7 protein-coding genes are annotated in these 18,894 nt (G+C 70.5%); all 7 read right to left on the bottom strand.

Features of this window, described 5'->3' with window-relative positions:
• Positions 1-5: 5 nt before the first annotated feature.
• The 7 genes from IU459_RS04910 to IU459_RS04880 all read right to left on the bottom strand — a co-directional run bounded on the left by IU459_RS04910 (position 6) and on the right by IU459_RS04880 (position 18,663).
• Positions 6-824 carry an ABC transporter permease gene (locus IU459_RS04910; protein ID WP_195128260.1) on the bottom strand — a complete coding sequence of 273 codons (819 nt, stop codon included), beginning with the start codon at positions 822-824 and terminating at the stop codon, positions 6-8.
• Positions 824-1,642, bottom strand: a complete 819-nt coding sequence (locus tag IU459_RS04905; protein WP_195128259.1) for an antibiotic transporter — start codon at positions 1,640-1,642, stop codon at positions 824-826. The genes IU459_RS04910 and IU459_RS04905 overlap by 1 nt, the downstream gene beginning before the upstream one ends.
• Entirely contained in the window at positions 1,639-2,625 is a 987-nt protein-coding gene (locus IU459_RS04900) for an ATP-binding cassette domain-containing protein (protein ID WP_195128258.1), read from the bottom strand. The genes IU459_RS04905 and IU459_RS04900 overlap by 4 nt, the downstream gene beginning before the upstream one ends.
• Positions 2,622-15,920: a non-ribosomal peptide synthetase gene (locus IU459_RS04895; protein ID WP_195128257.1), complete on the bottom strand. Its 13,299-nt coding sequence runs from the start codon at positions 15,918-15,920 to the stop codon at positions 2,622-2,624. Before IU459_RS04895 ends, IU459_RS04900 begins: the two co-directional genes overlap by 4 nt.
• Positions 15,921-16,119: 199 nt before the next feature.
• Positions 16,120-16,572, bottom strand: coding sequence for an AMP-binding protein (locus tag IU459_RS04890; RefSeq protein WP_195128256.1), 453 nt, complete (start codon positions 16,570-16,572; stop codon positions 16,120-16,122).
• Between the two features lie 141 nt (positions 16,573-16,713).
• Positions 16,714-17,805, bottom strand: coding sequence for an ABC transporter substrate-binding protein (locus tag IU459_RS04885; RefSeq protein ID WP_195128255.1), 1,092 nt, complete (start codon positions 17,803-17,805; stop codon positions 16,714-16,716).
• Between the two features lie 51 nt (positions 17,806-17,856).
• Positions 17,857-18,663 (bottom strand): VOC family protein, encoded by an 807-nt coding sequence (locus IU459_RS04880; protein ID WP_195128254.1) that lies wholly within the window; start codon positions 18,661-18,663, stop codon positions 17,857-17,859.
• Positions 18,664-18,894: the final 231 nt, after the last annotated feature.

The raw sequence follows: 18,894 nt of genomic DNA, 5'->3' as shown, positions 1-18,894 counted from the left end.
GCCGATCATTTTCGGCTGGCCCTGCGGTAGCCGATGGCCGCGGGAACGGCGAAGAGGACGATCGCGCCGAGCGACCAGACGAACGTCAGCGTGAGCGGTCGAGCCAGCGGGCCGTCGTAGGCGAGGGCGCGCATGGAGTCCACGGCCACCGACATCGGTTGGTTGTGCACCACGGGCTGGATCCACTTCGGGAAGGCCTGCAGCGGGACGAACCCGGTGCTGAAGAACATCATCAGCGAGGTGATGATGGTGATGCCTTCCACCAGTGTCGCTTTCGCCGTGAAGACGGCGACCGCGGTGACGATGGTGGCGAAGGCCAAGCCGAAGAGCACCGGGATGATCAGGAAGGCGATCGTCGCCGCGATGCCCTGATGGAAGCGGAATCCGAGCAGGAAGCCGACCAGTACGACCGCGAAGGTGCACCCGACGATGCGGCAGCCCTCCGCGAGGACGCGGGAGGCGAGGCCCGAGGCGCGGTGCACCGGCAGCACCCAGAAGCGGGCGAGCAGCCCCGCGTCGCGCTCCCGGCCGAGCAGGATGCCACCGGCCACCGCGCCGGACAGGGCGGCGACCAGGGTGACCATCGGCACCGACCCGTACAGGGCGCTGTCGCCGGTGAACTTCTCGATCTGTCCGCCGATCACGGTGTTCAGCATGATCAACAGCAGGCACGGGATGATCAGCGTCTCCAGCAGCGTCACCGGGTTGCGCGCCCAGCGCAGCAGCAACCGTTGCGTCTGGATCAGCGTGTGCCGCGCCAGCGCCGACATCGACACTTCCGAGCCGGGATGCAGATCGTCCCTGCGATCGGCCAGCAGCACCATCACGCCCTCCTCGAGCTCAACCGGATCGACAGCGGAACGCAGATGATCAGGATTGCGATCGCCCATGCCAACGGCGGGCCGAGCAGCGACCAGGTCACCTCCCCGGCGTTCGGTCCCTTGTCCCCGGCGAACGCCCGCAAGGCGATGGCCCATTGCGAGACCGGCTGATTGCGCACGAACGGCTGCACCCACGCGGGGAACTGGTGCGCCGGAGCCAGGCCCGTGGACAGCATGCCGAAGATCAACGGCGGCAGTACCAGCGCCTGCGCGGTCGCCTCCGGGTTGCGCGAGACCGTCCCGATCACATCTCCGCCCAGCATCAGCGCGAGCCCGATGAGCAAGGAGAACAGCACGAAGCCGGTGGTGTGCGCGGTACCGAGATAGAAGCGGAATCCGATGACGTGCCCGCAGATCAACGCGGTGATCAGGCCGATGGCGAAGCGGAAGAGATTGCCGGACATGCGCGCCGCCACCGGAACCAGCGGCGGAATCGGCATCGCGCCGAAGCGCCGGTTGAGTCCCGCGACCGAATCGGTGGCGGCGCGGAAGGCCGCCGACACCGCCGTGAACGCGGCCGCCTGCAGCACCACCAGCGGCATCATGAATTGCGCGTAGCTGCTGAACCCCGTGCCGGAGAAGGTCATCACGGTCTTCAGCGGGATGTAGAAGCTGGCCGTGAACGCCGCGGGTGCCAGCACCGATGTGAGCACCTCGCCGCTTTGTACCGACGGCGCGATCAGCCGGGTGGTGAGCACCCACCATTGCTGTGGTCGCAGCGGGGCCGCGCGGGTCTCGGAGAGCCAGGTCGCCGCCGTCACGACACGACCTCCGGCTCCGCGGTCTGCTCGACCGTCGCCAGATGTCCGGTGAGCTGGAGGAAGACATCGTCGAGCGAGGGGCGGCGCAGGGCGATGTCCACCAGGTCGAGGCCCGAGCCGTCGAGCCGGCGCAGCGCCTCGGCGAGCGTCTTCGCGCCGTCCGGCGCCGGTATGGCGATCCGGTCGGATTCGGCGATGAGCGCGGCTCGGTTCTCCTCCGGCACCAGCGAGCCCAGCGCCGCGGCGATGGCGGGCAAGTCCTTCAGATCCAGCGGCACCACCTCGCAGTAGCTGCCTCCGATCCGCGACTTCAGTTCGTCGGCGGTGCCCTGGGCGATCACCACGCCGTGGTCGATGACGATGATCCGGTCGCTGAGCGCGTCCGCCTCCTCGAGGTACTGGGTGGTGAGCAGGGTGGTGATGCCCGCCTTCTTGAAGCCGGTCACCAGGTCCCAGACGCCCTGCCTGCTGCGCGGGTCCAGCCCGGTGGTGGGTTCGTCCAGGAACACCACGTCGGGGCGCACGACGAGGCCGCAGGCGATGTCGATGCGTCTGCGCATGCCGCCGGAGTAGGTGCCGACCCGGCGGCCCGCGGCGCGCTCGAGATCGAATTCGGCGAGCAGCTCGTCGGCTCTGGCGCGGGCGGCTGGCTTGCGCAGGCCCATCAGCCTGCCGAACATCACCAGGTTCTCGTAGCCGCTGAGCATGTCGTCGAGCGCGGCGTACTGGCCGGTCAGCATGATGCTGCGGCGCACCGCCGCCGGGTCGGCGACCACGTCGTACCCGGCGACCACCGCGCGGCCGCGATCCGGCTGGATCAATGTGGAGAGAATGTTCACCGTGGTGGTCTTGCCCGCGCCGTTGGGTCCGAGGATGCCGAGCACCTCGCCCGGCTCGGCCGCGAAGTCGACTCCGCGCAATGCCTTGACCGTGCCGAACGATTTCTCGATTCCCTCGACGACGACTCCCTGATCGAAGTTCATCCTCGGCCTCCAAGATGTGCGTCGAGCACGCGCGCGACGACCGGCAGCACCTGCGGCGCCGTCAGTTCGTCGTGCGTGACCTCGATGTCGTGGTTGGTGATCTCGCCGGTCACGTACGGCCGCCAGCCGTCCGGACCGAAGATGTCGGAGGTGTCGACGGTCGCGCTGAAATACACGATGTCGCCGTCGAACACCGGGCGGCGATAACCGGTTCTGGTCCGGGCGGCGGCGTTGTACGACCCGGCCATCCGCTCCAGGGTGGCGGCGTCGACCAGCGAGACACCGCCGAGCCGCTCCCGGATCAGGTCCGCCGCCTGTTGTGCGGTCGCGTCTTCGGGCACTTCGTGGATGCCGAACACGGAGCCGAACGTGTTGACGAACGAGCCCGCGGTGAGCCGCTCGATGCTGTCGCCGTCGATGTCCGCCGTGTCGGCGTCCAGCAACGCGACCACACCGACTTCGGCGCCTTCGGCTTTCAGCTTCGTCGCCGCCGCGTGCGCGATGAGCCCGCCGAAGGACCAGCCGAGCAGGTGGTAGGGGCCGTCCGGTTGCAGGCGGCGGATCTCGCGCACATAGCGGTCGGCGAACTCCTCGATCGAGCGCGCGGATGGTTCCTTGCCGCTGAGGTCCGGGGCCTGCAGGCCGTAGATCGGACGGCCGGGAGCCAACGCGTCGGCGAATCCCAGGTAGGTCCACGCCATCCCGGACGAGGGATGGATGCAGAACAGTGCGGGTTCGTCGCCGCCGAGCCGGATCGGCAGGACCACGTCGAGTCCGAGACCGCCCGCGGCGGGCGTGGCCGGTGGCGCGGTGGCCGCGGCCTCTTCCTCGGCGGCGGTCCGTGCCGCCGGGGTATGCGCGAAACGGACTGCCGCGCCGAGTGTTTCGATCCACAGATCGGCCAGCTCGGCCACCTCGTCGGAGGTGAGCAGATTCGCGGGGAACCCGAAGCTCGCGCGCATGCGGTCACCGATGACGACGGCGTTCACGTCGATCGCCGATTGCAGGGGCACATCCGGATGTTCGGGGACGTGCACGTCACCCAGGTCGTCGGTCGGCAGCCAGCCCATGCCCTCCAGTCCCGCCGGGATGTCGCCGGTGGAGTACCTGCCGAGGTAGTTGAAGCCGACCCGGCCAGGGAGGCGTTCCGGGAGCTGCCGTGCGGTCTCGGGGTCGAGGTAGCGCAGCAGGCCGAAGCCGATGCCCTTGTCCGGCACCGCGAGCAGCTGATGCTTCACCGCGCGGATGGCCGCACCCAGTGCGGGGCCACCGGCGAGCGCGTCATCGATGTCGATCCCCGCCAGGTCGAGTCGCACCGGGTAGATGCTGGTGAACCAGCCGATGGTGCGGGACAGGTCGGCGCCGGGGACGACTTCTTCCTGGCGGCCATGGCCTTCCAGCCGCAGCAGCGCCGTCGGTTCGGTGTCGCGCCAGCGCACCAGCGCCAAGGCGAGGGTGGCCAGCAGCGTGTCGTTGACGCTGCCCTGGAACAGGCCGGGCAGGGTGGTGAGCAGCGCGGTGGTGACCTCGGCGGAAACCTCGCGCTCGACCATGCGCAGCGTGTCGGTGTTGTCGATCGCCGGGTCCAGCTCCCGGCCGCCGATCAGCGGGTCGGGTCCGGCGAGAACGTCGTGCCAGTACGCCAATTCGGCGTGGCGGCCTTCGGAGCGGGCCTCCTCGACCAGTGCGTGCGCCCAGCGCCGCATCGAGGTTCCGGTCTCCGCGAGCACCGGCGTGTTGCCGGCCGACACTTGGGCCCAGGCGGCCACCAGGTCCGGCACCAGGATGCGCCAGGAGACGCCGTCGATGACGAGGTGGTGCGCCAGCACGATCAGCCGTCCCGCGCCGGTGCGCGCACCCGCTGCGCCCACCGGGTCCAGCCAGATGAACTGCAGCACGGTGCCGTTGGCCGGATCGAGCCGGTGCGCGACGGCGTCCAGTTCGGTCATGGCGAATTCGTGCAGCTCGATCGGCTCGATGGCGTCGAACTCGATGCGGTGCACGAGCGCGTCCACGTCGACCGAGCCGGGCGGGCCGACCACGATGCGCGGACCGTCCTCGCCGTCGGTGCGCAGCCGGGCGCGCAGCATGTCGTGCCGGTCCACCGCGGCGGTGAGCACCGCGACGATCTGGGCGCGGTCGATGCCCACCGGTAGCTCCAGCACGGCGGTCTGGGCGAAGCGGTCGTAGTTCCCGCCGCGCTGGAGCATGTAGTGCACGATCGGTGGCAGCGGCAGCTCGCCTACGCCGCCGCCGGGCAGCTCCTCGAGGGTCACCGCCGTGCCCGCGGCGTCGATGGCCGCGGCCAGCGCCGTCACCGTGCGGTGCTCGAACACCTGCAGGGGGGTGCATGTGATGCCCTGCTGCTTGGCGCGCGACACCAGCTGGATCGCCAGGATGCTGTCGCCGCCGAGCGCGAAGAACGAATCGTCGGCGCCCACCGGCGTCACGCCGAGCAGTTCGCCGAAAATCGCGGCCAGCTGTTCTTCGGTCGGCGTGGACGGCGCGCGGTACTCGGTGCGGTCGGCGGTGAATTCCGGTGCGGGCAGCGCCTTGCGGTCCAGCTTGCCGACCGCGTTGAGCGGGATCTCGTCCAGCACGACGAACGCCGAAGGCACCATGTAGCCGGGCAGGATATCGGCGGCGAACGCGCGCACTTTCGCCACGTCGAGCTCGAACCCGGGTGTGCGGACCAGGTACGCGGCCAGTGCGGTCGCCCCGGTGGGGCCGGGCACGCCGAGCGTCACCGCGAAATCGACGCCTTCGGCGCGGCCGAGCACCGCGTCGATCTCACCGAGCTCGATGCGCTGGCCGCGGACCTTGACCTGGAAGTCGGTGCGGCCCAAGTACTCCAGCTCCAGTCCCGCCTCGGTGCGGATCCAGCGCACCAGATCGCCGGTGCGGTACATCCGTTCGCCCGCCTCCCCGAACGGGTTGGCCATGAAACGAGCGGCGGTCAGGCTCGCTCGGGCGTGGTAGCAGCGGGCCAGCGAGGGGCCGGCGAGGTAGAGTTCGCCCGCCACGCCCACCGGGACCGGGCGCAGCCGGTCGTCGAGGACCAGCACGGCGGCTCCCTGTACGGGCGTGCCGATGGTGACCGGCAAGCCGAGCTCGAGCGGCGCCGAACCGGTTGCCCAGATGGTGGACTCGGTCGGACCGTACAGGTTGACCATGGTTCGCCCGGTGGCCCAGCGTTCGACCAGTTCGGCGCCGACCGCCTCACCGGCCACCGCGAGCACCCGCACGCTGGTCACCTCGTCGGGGTCGAGGGTGGCCAGCGCGGACGGCGTGATCACCATGTGCGTGACCTGCTCGGCGTCGATCAGCTCGGCGAGTGCGCTGCCGCCGAACACGTCCGGCGGCGCGACCACCGACGCGCCGCCGGAGCCGAACGCCATGATCGCTTCGAACACCGACGCGTCGAAGCTCGGCGACGCCACTTGCAGCACCCAGGAGTGCTGATCCAAACCGAGCGCTGTCTGTTGCGCCGCGACGAGATCGGCGAGGCCGCGGTGGGAGACCGAGACACCTTTCGGCGTGCCGGTGGAACCGGAGGTGTAGATCATCCAGGCCGCGTTGTCCGGCCGGATGGGACCGGGCAGATCGCGCTGGTCCAGCGGGCGGCTGCTCGCGGCGCTCCAGCGTTCCACCAGGGCGATGTCGTCGAGCACCAGCCAATTCGTGCTGTCGGGCAGCATCGGCCGGTACTCGGCCAGGGTGAGGCCCAGCGTCGCGCCGGAGTCGGTGAGCATGTGGTCGATGCGATCGACCGGGTGCTTCGGATCGACCGGCAGGAACGCCGCACCGGCTTTCGCGGCGGCCCACATGCCGGTGAGCAGCTCCGCCGAACGGGGAAGGCCCAGTGCCACCACGGTTTCCGGGCCCGCGCCGGATTCGAGCAGGATGCGGGCGAGGCGGTTGGCGTACGCGTCGATCTCCCGGTATGTGGTGGTGTACTCGCCGGCCACGATGGCGGGCCGCTCCGGATACCGCTGCGCGGTGCCGGCCAGCAGCTGCGGAAGCGTGGTCGTTCCAGCGGTTTCGGGACCGCGCACGGGCACCAGCGTCGCGCGTTCGGCGTCGTCGAGGATGTCGATATCGGCGATGCGCACGTCCGGTCGCGCCAGCACGGTCGCGAGCACACGACGCCACCGGGCGGCGAACGCGGCCACCGTCGCCTCGTCGAACAGATCCGTCGCGTAGGTCAGCACGCCGTCGATGCCCTCCGGAACGCTCTCGCTGAATCGCTCGCGCAGATCCAGGGTCAGGTCGAACTGGGAGGCGTCGCGGTCGAAATCCTCGACCTCGAAGCGCAGGCCCGGCAGCTCCAGCACCGGTTCGACGAAGTTCTGCAACGACAGCGACACCTGGAACAGCGGATGGTGGGCGGTCGAGCGGGGCGGGTCCAGCACCTGGACCAGCCGCTCGAACGGAACGTCCGCGTTGGCGAAGGCGTCCAGATCCGTCGAGCGGACGGTGTCCAGGAACGCCGCGAAGCCGGCTCCGGGATCGACCGGCGTGCGAAGCGCCAAGGTGTTGACGAACATGCCGACCAGCTGGTCGAGCGCCTCCTCCCCGCGACCGGCGACCGGGGTGCCGATCAGCACGTCGTCGGTGCCGCCGAGCCGGGCGAGCAGCACCGCGAGCGCGGCGTGCACCACCATGAACGGGCTGACGTGCTGCGCCGCGGCGAAATCGACCAGTTCGGCATGCGTTTCGGCGTCGACGGTGAAGCCGACATCGGCGCTGTGCATGGTCTGCACCGCGGGCCGCGGACGATCGGAGGGCAGCTCCAGGACGTCGGGCGCGCCCGCCAGGGTTTCGTGCCAGAACCGGATCTGGCGTGCCGCGGTCGATTCCGGGTCCGCCTCGTCGCCGAGCACCTCGCGATGCCAGAGCGCGAAGTCGGCGTACTGCACCGGCAGCGGGACGCGGATGGCGTCCCCGCCGCTGGACCGCTCCGCGTACGCGGCGGCCAGATCGGCGGCCAGCGGCGCCATGGACGCGCCGTCCGCGCTGATGTGGTGCACGACCAGCACCACGACGTGCACCGAGGGAGTCGCCGCCATCGCTTCGGCCACCGTGTAACTGGACGAGACCGGGGCGGTCCCGGCAGAGGCGGACGCGACCGGAGCTTCCCCGGTGGAAGGACCCGACGACACCGGCCCGGCACCCGCGGACGGTTCCGCCGGTCCGTGGAGCCGGAACAGGCCGACCCGCAGCGGCGGCTGGGTGGCCACGTCGAATCCGGTGCCGGCCAGCTCGGAGATGCGGGTGCGCAGCGCCGCGCCGTCCTCGGTGTCGACCACCGGCATGGCGGGAACGGCCACGTCGGCGCCGACCACCACTTGGCGCGGACCCTCCGCGTCCGCGGGATAGAGCGTCCGCAGGCTCTCGTGCCGCTCCACCACGTCGACCAGCGCGGCGCGCAGGGCCGTGACATCCAGATCGCCGGTGAGCCGCAGCGCCACCGCGATGTTGTAGGCGGGCGAGGCCGGATCCATCCGGTTGAGCACCCACATGCGCTGCTGCGCGGGCGACAGCGGAACGCGGTCCGGGCGAATCCGCGGTGCGAGTTCGAACCGGCCCTGCGCCGCGCCGGAAGCGGGAACGACCCGGGCGGACAGCTGGGCCACCGTCGGCGCGTCGAACAGGTCGCGCAGCGCGATCCGCGACCCCAGTGCCGCGTTCACCCGCGCGACCACCTTGGTCGCGCTGAGCGAGTTGCCGCCGAGCTCGAAGAACGACTGGTCGACGCCGACCCGCTCGCGGCCGAGCACGTCGCCGAACACCGCGGCCACCGCCTCCTCGACCGGCGTGCGCGGCGCGAGGTAGGGGCGGTGTGTCTCGGAGAAGTCCGGTACCGGAAGGGCTTTGCGATCCAGCTTGCCGACCGGCGTGAGCGGAATCGAGTCGAGCACGACCAGGTACCCGGGCACCATGTACCCCGGCAGCTCCGCCGCCACCTGGGCGCGCAACCGCTCCACGTCCAGGAGCACGTCGTCGGCGGGCAGGACGTATGACACCAGAACGGTGGTCCCGGCCGGGCCGGTGCGCCCGATGGTGACCGCGTACTCGACCTCGTCGTCGCGGGAGAGCACCGCGTCGATCTCGCCCAGCTCGATCCGCAGGCCGCGGATCTTGACCTGGAAGTCGCTGCGGCCCAGATATTCCAGTTCGTAGCCGCCGTCGGGGCCGGTCACCCAGCGCACCATGTCGCCGGTTCGGTACATCCGCCCGCCGGATTCGCCGAACGGATCGGCGACGAAGCGGCTCGCCGTCATCTCGAACCGGTTGAAGTAGCCGCGGGCGAGCGCGGGACCCGCCAGATAGAGCTCACCGGGCACGCCCACCGGCACCGGCCGCAGCCAGGAGTCCAGCACCATGGTGGCGGCGCCGCGGATCGGTCCGCCGATCGTGATGGGTTCCTCGGGGACCAGTTCGCCAGGACCGGTCGCCCAGATGCTGAACTCGGTGGGGCCGTAAAGGTTCACCATGCGCCTGCCGGGCGCCCACCGTTCGATCAGCTCCGGCGTCGCCGCCTCGCCCGCGACCGCGAGCACGCGCAGGTGGTCCAGGTCGGCGGGTTCCATGGTGGCCAGCGCCGACGGCGTGATCACCGCGTGGGTCACCCGCTGGTCGCGCAGCAGCTGTTCGAGTTCCGCGCCGCCGTAGACGTCCGGCGGCGACACCACCAGCCTGCCGCCCGCGCCGTGCGCGGTGAGCAGCTCGAACACCGAGGCGTCGAAGCTGGGCGAGGCCACCTGCAGCGCGCTGGCGGTATGGTCGAGATCGAGGGTCTCACGTTGCGCGGCAACCAGATTCGCGATACCGCGATGGCTGAGCAGCACGGCTTTGGGCTTGCCGGTGGAGCCGGAGGTGTAGATCAGGTAGGCGGTCTGGTCCAGGTCGATGGGTCCGCCGCGCTCGGCGTCGGTGATCGGCGCGTCCGAGACGGTCATCGCCCGGCGGACGGTGTTGAGGTCGTCCAGCAGCAGCCAGTCGATCGAGCCGGGCAAGCTCTCGCCGGTCGCGGTGACCGTCACGCCGATCGGCGCCTTGGAGTCGGTGAGCATGTGCTCGATGCGCTCCACCGGGTAGTTCGGGTCCAGTGGAGCGAACGCGGCGCCGGTCTTGGCCAGCGCCCACACCGCGACCACCGATTCCAGCGACCGGGTCAGCGCCAGCACGACGAACACCTCGCGCCCGACACCCCGGCGCAGCAGCACGCGGGCGAAGCGGTTGGACCACGCGTCGAGTTCGCCGTAGGACATGGTGAGCTCACCCGCGGTGACCGCGACCGCCTCGGGATTGATCCGCGCGCCCGCGGTCAGCAGCTCGGGCAATGTGGCCGACCACGCCGATTCCGTGCCGCGCACCGGCAGCAGCGCGGCGCGCTCGGCGTCGTCGCAGTACTGCAGCTGGGAGACCAGCGCGCGCGGGTTGTCGGCGAGCTGGGTGAGCAACCGGACGAAGCGATCCAGCAGCGGCCGGGCCGATTCGGGTGGAAGCTGGTCGGTCAGGTATTTCAGCGTGATCCGCAGCGTGTCCTGCCCGTCGGCGCCGCGCAGCGGAATCACCATGAGGTTCAACGGATACGGTGTCGCGTCGGTGCCCTCCACGTCCAGCACCCGCATGCCCGCGATGTCCAGCGCCTGCGACAGCGCCTCGCGGTCGATCGGGTAGGACTCGAACACGGTCAGGGTGTCGAACAGTTCAGGCAGGCCGACCGCCTGGTGGATGGCGGCCAAGCCGATGTGCTGATGATCCAGCAGACGCGCCTGCTCGGACTGCACGCGGGCGAGCAGGTCGGCCACCTTCTCCGCCGGATCCAGCCGCACCCGCACCGGCAGCGTGTTGATGAACAGGCCGACCATCTCCTCGACCCCGGCCAGCTCCGGCGGCCTGCCCGAGACGGTGCCGCCGAACACCACGTCGGTACGGCCGGTGAGCATGGCCAGCAGCATCGCCCACGCGGCCTGCACCAGGGTGTTCACCGTGGCGCCCGCCTCCCGGCCTGCGGTCTCCAACCCGGCCACGGTGGCGCGGGACAGATCGACCGACAGCATGCCGGTCTCGGCCGATTCGATTCCGGCCAGGGTCGGCACCGCGCGGGTCGGGGTGTCCACGCCCGCCAGCGAATCAGACCATGCCGCAATTGATTCCGCGTCGTCTCTGGTCTGCAGCCAGGTCAGGAACTCGCGATAGGAGTGCGCGGGCGGCAACGCGGAGGTGTCGCCGTCGGTGACGTAGAGGGTGAGCAGCTCGCGCACCAGCAGCGGCGTCGACCAGCCGTCCAGCACCAGGTGGTGGTTGGTGAGCAGGAAACGGTAGGTGTCGGGGGCGATCCGCAGCAGCGTGCAGCGCAGCAGCGGTGGACGGGTGAGCTCGAACCGGGTGCGCGCGTCCACCGCGATCAGCCGATCGATCTCGCGGGCGCGCTCGCCGTCGTCGGCGATACCGGTGAGATCGGCCTCGTGCCATTCGACCTCGGCGTCGGCCAGGACCAGCTGGCGCGGACCGTCCTCGGTCTCGGCGAACGCGACCCGCAGGTTCTCGTGCCGGGTCACCAAAGCCTGTGCGGCGCGGCGCAATCGGGCCGAATCCACCGTGCCGGACAGGGTGAGCAGCGACTGCACGGTGTATCCGTCGGCGGTGTCGGAGTCGTACAGCGCGTGGAAGAGCAGGCCGTACTGCAACGGCGAGAGCGGCCACACGTCGATGAGGTTCGGGTAGGCGCGCTCCCAGGTATCGATCTGCGCCTGAGTGACCGCGACCAGATCGAAGTCCGAGGGGGTGCGTCCGCCCGCCCCGGCGGATTCAGCGTGCTCGGCGAGGGCGCCGAGGGCCTGGGTCCACAGCGCGGCGAGTTCCGCGAGGTCGGCTTCCTCGAACAGGCGTGCGGCATAGGCCCAGGTCACTTCGAGGCCGGAATCGGTGTGGACGGCGTTGATGTCCACCGCGGCGGCCAACGGGGCGCGGTCGTCCTGGGTCGCGGCGAAGCGGCGCGGCAGCCAGGGCTCCGCGTCGCCGCCGGTGGTCGCGCGGCCGAGGTAGTTGAAGCTGATCTGCGGAGTCGGCGCGTCGGCGAGCGCGGCGGCCGTCTCGGGGACGAGGTAGCGCAGCATGCCGAACCCGATGCCCTTGTCCGGCAGGGCCCGCAGCTGTTCCTTGGTCGCCTTGATGGCGGCGCCCGCCGCGGCGCCACCCGCGAACGCGTCCGCCGCATCGATCCCGGCCAGGTCGACGGCGACAGGGTAGACGCTGGTGAACCAGCCGACCGTGCGCGCGATGTCGGCGCCGGGTAGGACGGATTCGGCGCGGCCGTGACCTTCCAACGTGAACAGCGCCGAGGTCCGGCCGCGCCAGCGGGCCACCGCCAGCGCGAGCGCGGCGAGCAGCACGTCGTCGGCGCCGCAGTGGAATCGGTCGGGTGCGGTGGTGAGCACGGTCCGCGCGATCTCCGGCGGCACCACCGTCGTCAGATGCACCATGGTGGACACCACGTCGAGTTCGGGGTCCATCGGAGCGGAGCCGAGCGCCGGATCGGGCGTGGCCAGGATACGTTGCCACAGCGGCAGTTCCGCGACCCGAGTCGCGGCGTGCTCGCGCTGTCCGTGCGCCCAGCGCCGGAACGAGGTGCCGACCGGCGCGAGCTCGCCGCCCAGTGCGGCGGTGGCCAGATCCGGCAGCAGGATGCGCCAGGAGACGCCGTCGGTGACCAGATGGTGCAGCACCAGCCACAGCAGCGGCGCGGCGTCGGGGCGCTCGACCCACACAAAGCGCGCGAGAACGCCGGACTCCGGATCGAGTTGATCGGCGGCGCGCTGCAACTCGCGTTCGCAGCTCGCCTCGAGATCGGCGTCCGCGGTCACGACCTCGAGCAAGCCATCGGCGTCGACCGAGCCGGGTTCGGCGACCACCCAGCTCCAGCCGTCGCCGGTGTGGCGCAATGTCGAGCGCAGCAGGTCGTGCCGGTCGAATAGTGCTTGCAGCGCGACGACCAGCGGTTCTCGCTCGATTCCGGCAGGCAGCTCGATCAATACGGCCTGGGCGAATCGCCGCCAGGTGTCGCCGTGATCGAGCATCGCGTGCACGATCGGCGTGAGCTCCACCGCACCGACCCCGCCGCCGGGCAGTTCGCGCACCTCCGCGGTCGGCACGTCGGTGGCGACCGCGGCAAGCGCCGCGACGGTCTTGCGCTCGAAGACATCCCGCGCGCTGAACCCGATACCGGCCGCCTTGGCGCGCGACACCAGCTGGATCGAGACGATGCTGTCGCCGCCGAGCGCGAAGAAGCTCTCGTCGACGCCCACCGCGTCCAGGCCGAGCACCTCCGCGAACAGCGCGGCGAGCGCCTGCTCGCGCGGCGTGGACGGCGGCCTGCTGGTGACCGCGCGTGCGCCGAACTCCGGCGCGGGCAGCGCCTTGCGGTCCACCTTGCCCAGCGGCGTCAGCGGGAGGCTGTCCAGCACCATGACCACGGCGGGCACCATGTAGGCCGGGAGTGATTCTCCGGCAGCGGCTTTCAGCGCCTCGGGATGCGCCTCGGCGCCGGGCTTCGGCAGCACGTAGGACACCAGTGCGGTCGCGCCCGACCCGGTTTCGACGCCGAGGGTGAGCGCGAAGTCGACGTCGGGATGCCGCTGCAGGGCGGCGTCGATCTCGCCCAGTTCGATGCGGAAACCGCGCACCTTCACCTGGAAATCGCTGCGGCCCTGGTACTCCAGTTCGATCCGGCCGTCGTGCTCGACCCAGCGCACCAGATCACCGGTGCGGTACATCCGCTCGCCCGTCGCGTAGGGGTTGGCGACGAAGCGGTCGGCGGTTAGCCCGTTGCGCCGGTGGTAGCCGCGCGCGACACCGGGACCGGCGAGGTAGAGCTCACCGGTGGTGCCAGGGGGCAGCGGACGCAGCCACGGGTCGAGCACCACGGCCGACACATCGCGGGCGAGACCGCCGATGGTGACCGGCGCGTCGGGCGCCAGCGGGGCGCTGAGCGTCACGGTGACGGTCGTCTCGGTGGGACCGTAGCCGTTCAGCAAAGTGCGGCCGGACCACTTCATGACGAGCTCGGGCGGGCAGGCGTCGCCGCCGACGATCACGGTGCGCAGATCGGGCAGCGTCGCCGGGTCCAGCGATCCCACGACGGCCGGGGTGACATTGAGGTGGGTGACGCGGTGCGCGCGCAGCACCTGTGCGAGTTCCTCACCCGCGTACGCCGACGGCGGCACCACGGCCAGGGTCGCGCCGGTGGCGAGCGTGACCAGAATTTCCTCGACCGAGATGTCGAAGCTGGGCGACACGGCGTGGGCGACAACGGAATCCGCGTCGATGCCGAATCCCGCGCCGGAACTCGCGACCAGATTCGCCAACCCGCGATGGGGCACGAGCACGCCCTTGGGCAAACCGGTGGAGCCGGAGGTGTAGATGATGTACGCGACCTGGTCCGGGTGTGTCGCCGCGGTTCGCTCGGCCTCGATGAGCGCGGCGGCGTCCTGTTCGGCCAAGCTCCGCTCGGTGCTCTCGTCGTCCAGGATCAGCCAGGACATCCGGTCGGGCAGGGACTTTCGCGCCGCCGCGACCGTGATCCCGGTGATGACCCCGCTGTCGCCGACCATGTGCTCGATCCGGTCGGCGGGGTAGGTCGGGTCGATCGGCACGAACGCGGCACCGGTCTTGGCCACCGCGATCGTCGCCAGCACCGACCGGATCGAACGCGGAATCGAGATCGCGACGGTGCGTTCGGGTCCGGCGCCCGCGGCGATCAGCACCCGGGCCAGGCGATTGGTGTAGTCGTCGACCTCGCGGTAGGTCAGCGCGGTCGCGCCTTCGACCAGCGCCGTCGCCTGCGGATCCCGGGCAGCGCCCGAGGCGAGGATCGCGGGCAGCGTGCGGGGTGCGACACCGGCGGCGCCGCGCGCGGGGGCGTACGCGGCGAGCTCGTCGTCCGACAGCACCGAGATGGTCGTCAGCGGCGCGTCCGGTCCGGCGGCGAGGAAGCGGTGCAGGAATGACAGGAACCGGCGGTGCTGCGCGGCCAGCTCGGTGTCGCTGTAGAGGTGGCCGTTGGCCTGGAAGTCGATATGCGTGCTCTCGCCGCCGACGCCGGGATACAGGTTGACGAACATGTCGTCGATCAACCCGGAGGTCAGCACGTGCAGCCGTCCGGTCACCGGGCCGAGCTGGATCCTGGTGTCGACCATCATCAGGTTCACCGAGGGGCCGAACGACCCGGTCTCGTCCATCGGCCAGCCGAGGTCACGGAAGATGTCCTCTTGGCGGTAGCGCTGCCTGCGCAGCGCTCCGGTCAGCTCGCCCTGGGCGGCCCGGATCACGTCGCCCACGGTCGTGGCCGGCTCCAAGCGCAGCCGCAGCGGGACGACATTGGCGATCATGCCGCCGGAACGCCGCAGCGTCGCCGTGGTGCGCGCGGACACCGGAAGGCTCAGCACCACCTCCGGCGAGCCCGTCATCGCGGACAGGTACGCGCCGAAGGCAGCCACCACGGTGGGCGCGACGCCGGAGGACACCTGCTCGGCGACGGTGTCCAGCATCCGCGCGGTGTCGGCGGGCAGGTCGCCCTCGACCCGGCGTGGATGCCCGTCCACGCCCGCGGTGCGGCCGGCCAGGTTGACCGGGTCGGTCATGCCGTCGAGATGGTCGAGCCAGTACTCCCGGTCGGCGGTGAATCGGTCCGAGCTGCGGTAGGCCAGATCCGCCTCGACGATCTTGCGCAGGTCCTCCGCTTTCGCGGGCGGTGGTTCCCGACCCTCGACGGCGGCGTTGTAGAGCTCCCCGGTGCGCTGCACCACGGTCAACGCGCCCATGCCGTCGAGCACGATGTGGTGGATCCGCGAGTACCAGAACCAGCGCTCGGCTCCGACGCGCAGCATGGCGATGCGCACCAGCCGGTCGCGGGTCAGCTCCAGCGGAGTCTCGTACTCCGCCCGCATCCAGGCGTTGGCGGCGGCGTCCGGGTCGAGTTCGGCGCGGAAGTCGATGATTTCCAGGCTGTCATCGAGGGTGGTGTCGACGAATTGGAACGGATGGCCCTCCACCTCGATCAGGCGCAGGTAGCCGGTGCCGAATTCGCGCCCGGCCTGACGCGCTGAACGCGCGAGCAGGTCGACGTCTATCGGTCCGTTCAGTTCGACGTACTGGGCGATGGATATCGGAGTGTCACCGGCGACATGCTGGGCGAACCAGATGCCGCGCTGCGCCGCCGACAGGGCGAAGGCTCCGTCGGGAAGAACTGTGTCCATTTCTTTCGCCGAAAGGGAAGGCTGTTGCATGACGTGTCCTACGTTCTGACCGCGGTCGGGCTACCCAGGAGTGACCGCCAGTAGCCAACCGCGGTACCGGTAGTACCTGCCGCCGCACAGATCGCGGCAACTCAATTCTGAACCGGTGCGGTCGGCGCTGCGGGGGTATTGCGCACACTGCGCGACCCGAACATGGCTGCTCGGGTCGCGGGGGGAGAGGTGTGCCCGGTCAGGCGCACTCCGGAAGAAGATCCAGGTCGGCCGGGCTGAGCGGGGCATCGGAACCGGTGAGGTAGCGCTGCAGGGTGGAGCGCTCGTCGAGCACCAGCCAGGCGATCCCGTCGGCCGGTGCGGGCCGCTGCGCCTTGGTGGTGACCCCAACCGTGGTGCCGAGGGCGAAGGAGCCGTCGCCGGTGGCCGGAATCGTGCTCGCCCCGATCTTGGTCGCGGCCCGCTCGGCCACGATGGACTCGATCGGGTGGTCGATCGCCAGCGCGACCCGGGTGCCCGGGCAGGCGCCGAGTTCCAGCAGCAGGCGGGCCATTCGGTTGGACCAGCGGTCCAGTTCCGCGTAGGTGAGGTCGCAATCGGCGGTGGACACCACGACCGCGTCCGGATCGACCTCGGCGGCCTGGGCCAGCGGCAGGACGGACAGGTTGTCGGAAGCGGTCAGCATGTGCATGTCGTGTCCTCGAGTGTCGATTGGGAGGTGTTTCGCGTACTTCCCAATCTCGTCCTCGAGCGGGGTTTCCGACAGCAACCCCAGCGTTGGTCCGCGCTCTCCCAGGGTGGGCAAAACCTCACCCAGGGTGGGGTGTGGAATTCAGTCGTTCACGTAGCCATTGAGGGTGGCGCGCAGATCGGTGAGCATCGCGCGGGCGGCGGTGAGGCCGTCGCCGTGCCAGACCGTGTCCTCGACGGCGAACACCCGGCGATCGGTGGCGGCGGCGAGTTCCTTCCATTCGTCGCTGCGCATGACGGCTTCGCCGTGCTTCTTCCCCTCGGCGCCGGCGAGGATCACGTAGATCACGTCACCCTCCACCTTGGTGGCGAACTCCTCCGCGCTCACCTCGAACGAGGCGCCCCGCTGGGCAGTGGGACGCTGCACGCCGACGTCGCCGAGTACTTGGCCCGCGAAGCTGTCGCCGCCCTGCACCTGGTTGGCATCGGCGGTGAATCGGAGGACCGACGCCTGGGTTTGCCCCGCCGCCAAGGCGGTAGCGGTGTCCTTTGCCTCGGTGCGATAGTTCCGCAGTGCGGTCTCCGCGGCCTCGCGACGCCCCAAACCCGCTGCGAACGCGGCGAATTCGGCTTGCCAGCCGGCGTTCGCGCCGACCAGCACGGTCGGGGCGATGGCCTGCAGCGCGGCGAAACGGGGGGCGCCGGTGGGGATCTCGCCGAGGATCAGGTCGGGCCGCAGATCGGCGATCCGCGCCGGATCCGGGGCGGCGGCGGTTCCGACACCGGGGATCTTCAGCACGCCGGTGCCGAGATAGGCGGGCTGCGGACTCGGCCCGTCGATGGTCACCGTGCCCACTACCCGCTCCCAGAGACCGAGCGCGCAGACCGCGTCCAGCGCGGAGGTGGTGAGCACGACGATGCGCTGCGGGTCGGCGGGCACCTCGGAGACGCCCGCGGCATGCGTGACACTGCGGGTGGCCCCGCTCGCCGGGTCCGGCGCACTCGGCAGCGCGCACGCCCGGGTGGTGTCGCGCTCCAGGCCCACCACCCCCGCGCCCGCGATATTCGTGGTGGTGCGCACGATGGAGACGTCGTCGTCGCTCTTCCCGCCACACCCCGCCGCGAGAACGGTCGCGCACAGCGCGGCGACGGCTACCACCCGGCGGCCCGCCGAAGCGGCGTGTGCGGAAGAGGCTGTGCGGTTTCGGAGGCGAACGACGGCGCTCAGCGGCATGCCGGTGAGGGTACCGTGTTCGATTTGCAGCGCCTGCGGCGCTCGGACCCGTCAGGCTTTTTCGCCGCCGATGCTGAATCGGGCGCCCGTGGCGTCGGTCACCGAGGCCATTCGGCCGTACGGGGTGTCCTCGGCGGGTGACAGCACCGAGCCGCCCAGTTCGACGACCTTCTCGACGGTCTTGTCCACGTTGTCGGCGCCGAAGTAGACCGTCCAGCCCGCGGGTGCGCCTTCGGGCAGGAAGGCCGAGGCGTCCATGACGCCGCCGAGCATCGGGCTCTGCGCGTGGATCGTGGTGTAGCGGAACTCCGGGACATCGGAGATGGTGAAGACGTCCGACCAGCCGAAGACGTCCCGGTAGAACGCCAGCGATGCGTCGTAGGCGCGGGTGTGCAATTCGAACCAGGACGGCGCGCCCGCGTGCTCGCGCCACTGCCCACCGGAGACCAGGCCCATCGTCTCGAACCCGGGGAACGTCCCGGCCTGCCAGATGCCGACGCCCGCTCCGCCGACGTCGCCGAGCACGGCCATCGTGCCCAGCTCGCCGACCCGCATCACGGGCACGACCAGCGACGCTCCCGCGGCGACGGCCGCGTCCGCGGTGGCTTGCGCGTCGGGGCTGGCGAGGTACACCGTCCACTGCTCGGGGCCGTCGGTGTCGCCCGGCATCCTGCCCATCGCGCCCGCTACCGCGCGGCCGTCCTTGCGGAAGGTGATGTAACCGCCGAACTCCGCCCCCGCCTGTTCGGCGGTCCAGCCGAACAGGTCGCGGTAGAACGCGATACTGCGCTCGGGATCGGAGGTGTAGAGATCGACCCAGCAGGGGTCGCCGGGCTTGGTGTCGCTGGGTTTGGTCATCGCTGGTCTCCTGGCTGCGGTGAAGGTCTGTCACCGGTAGAGACGGCAGCGGCCCGTAGTTCTCATCGGTACGCGGGCGCACCGTGGAAATACGACAGAGAGTAGGACCCGTTCGGCCCGCGCGATAGGCACCGTTTACGATTCGATGAGCGCAAGCGAACTGTCGTCTGTCCCGCATCGGGATCGATGCGATCAGCGGAGCCTGCGGAGCGACCTAAAGGCACCTTTCAG

The organism is Nocardia amamiensis, assembly GCF_015477605.1.
In the GTDB taxonomy this organism is placed as follows: domain Bacteria; phylum Actinomycetota; class Actinomycetes; order Mycobacteriales; family Mycobacteriaceae; genus Nocardia; species Nocardia amamiensis_A.
The sequence above is the reverse complement of the archived record's forward strand: the minus strand, read 5'-3'. Positions and strand labels throughout refer to the sequence as shown.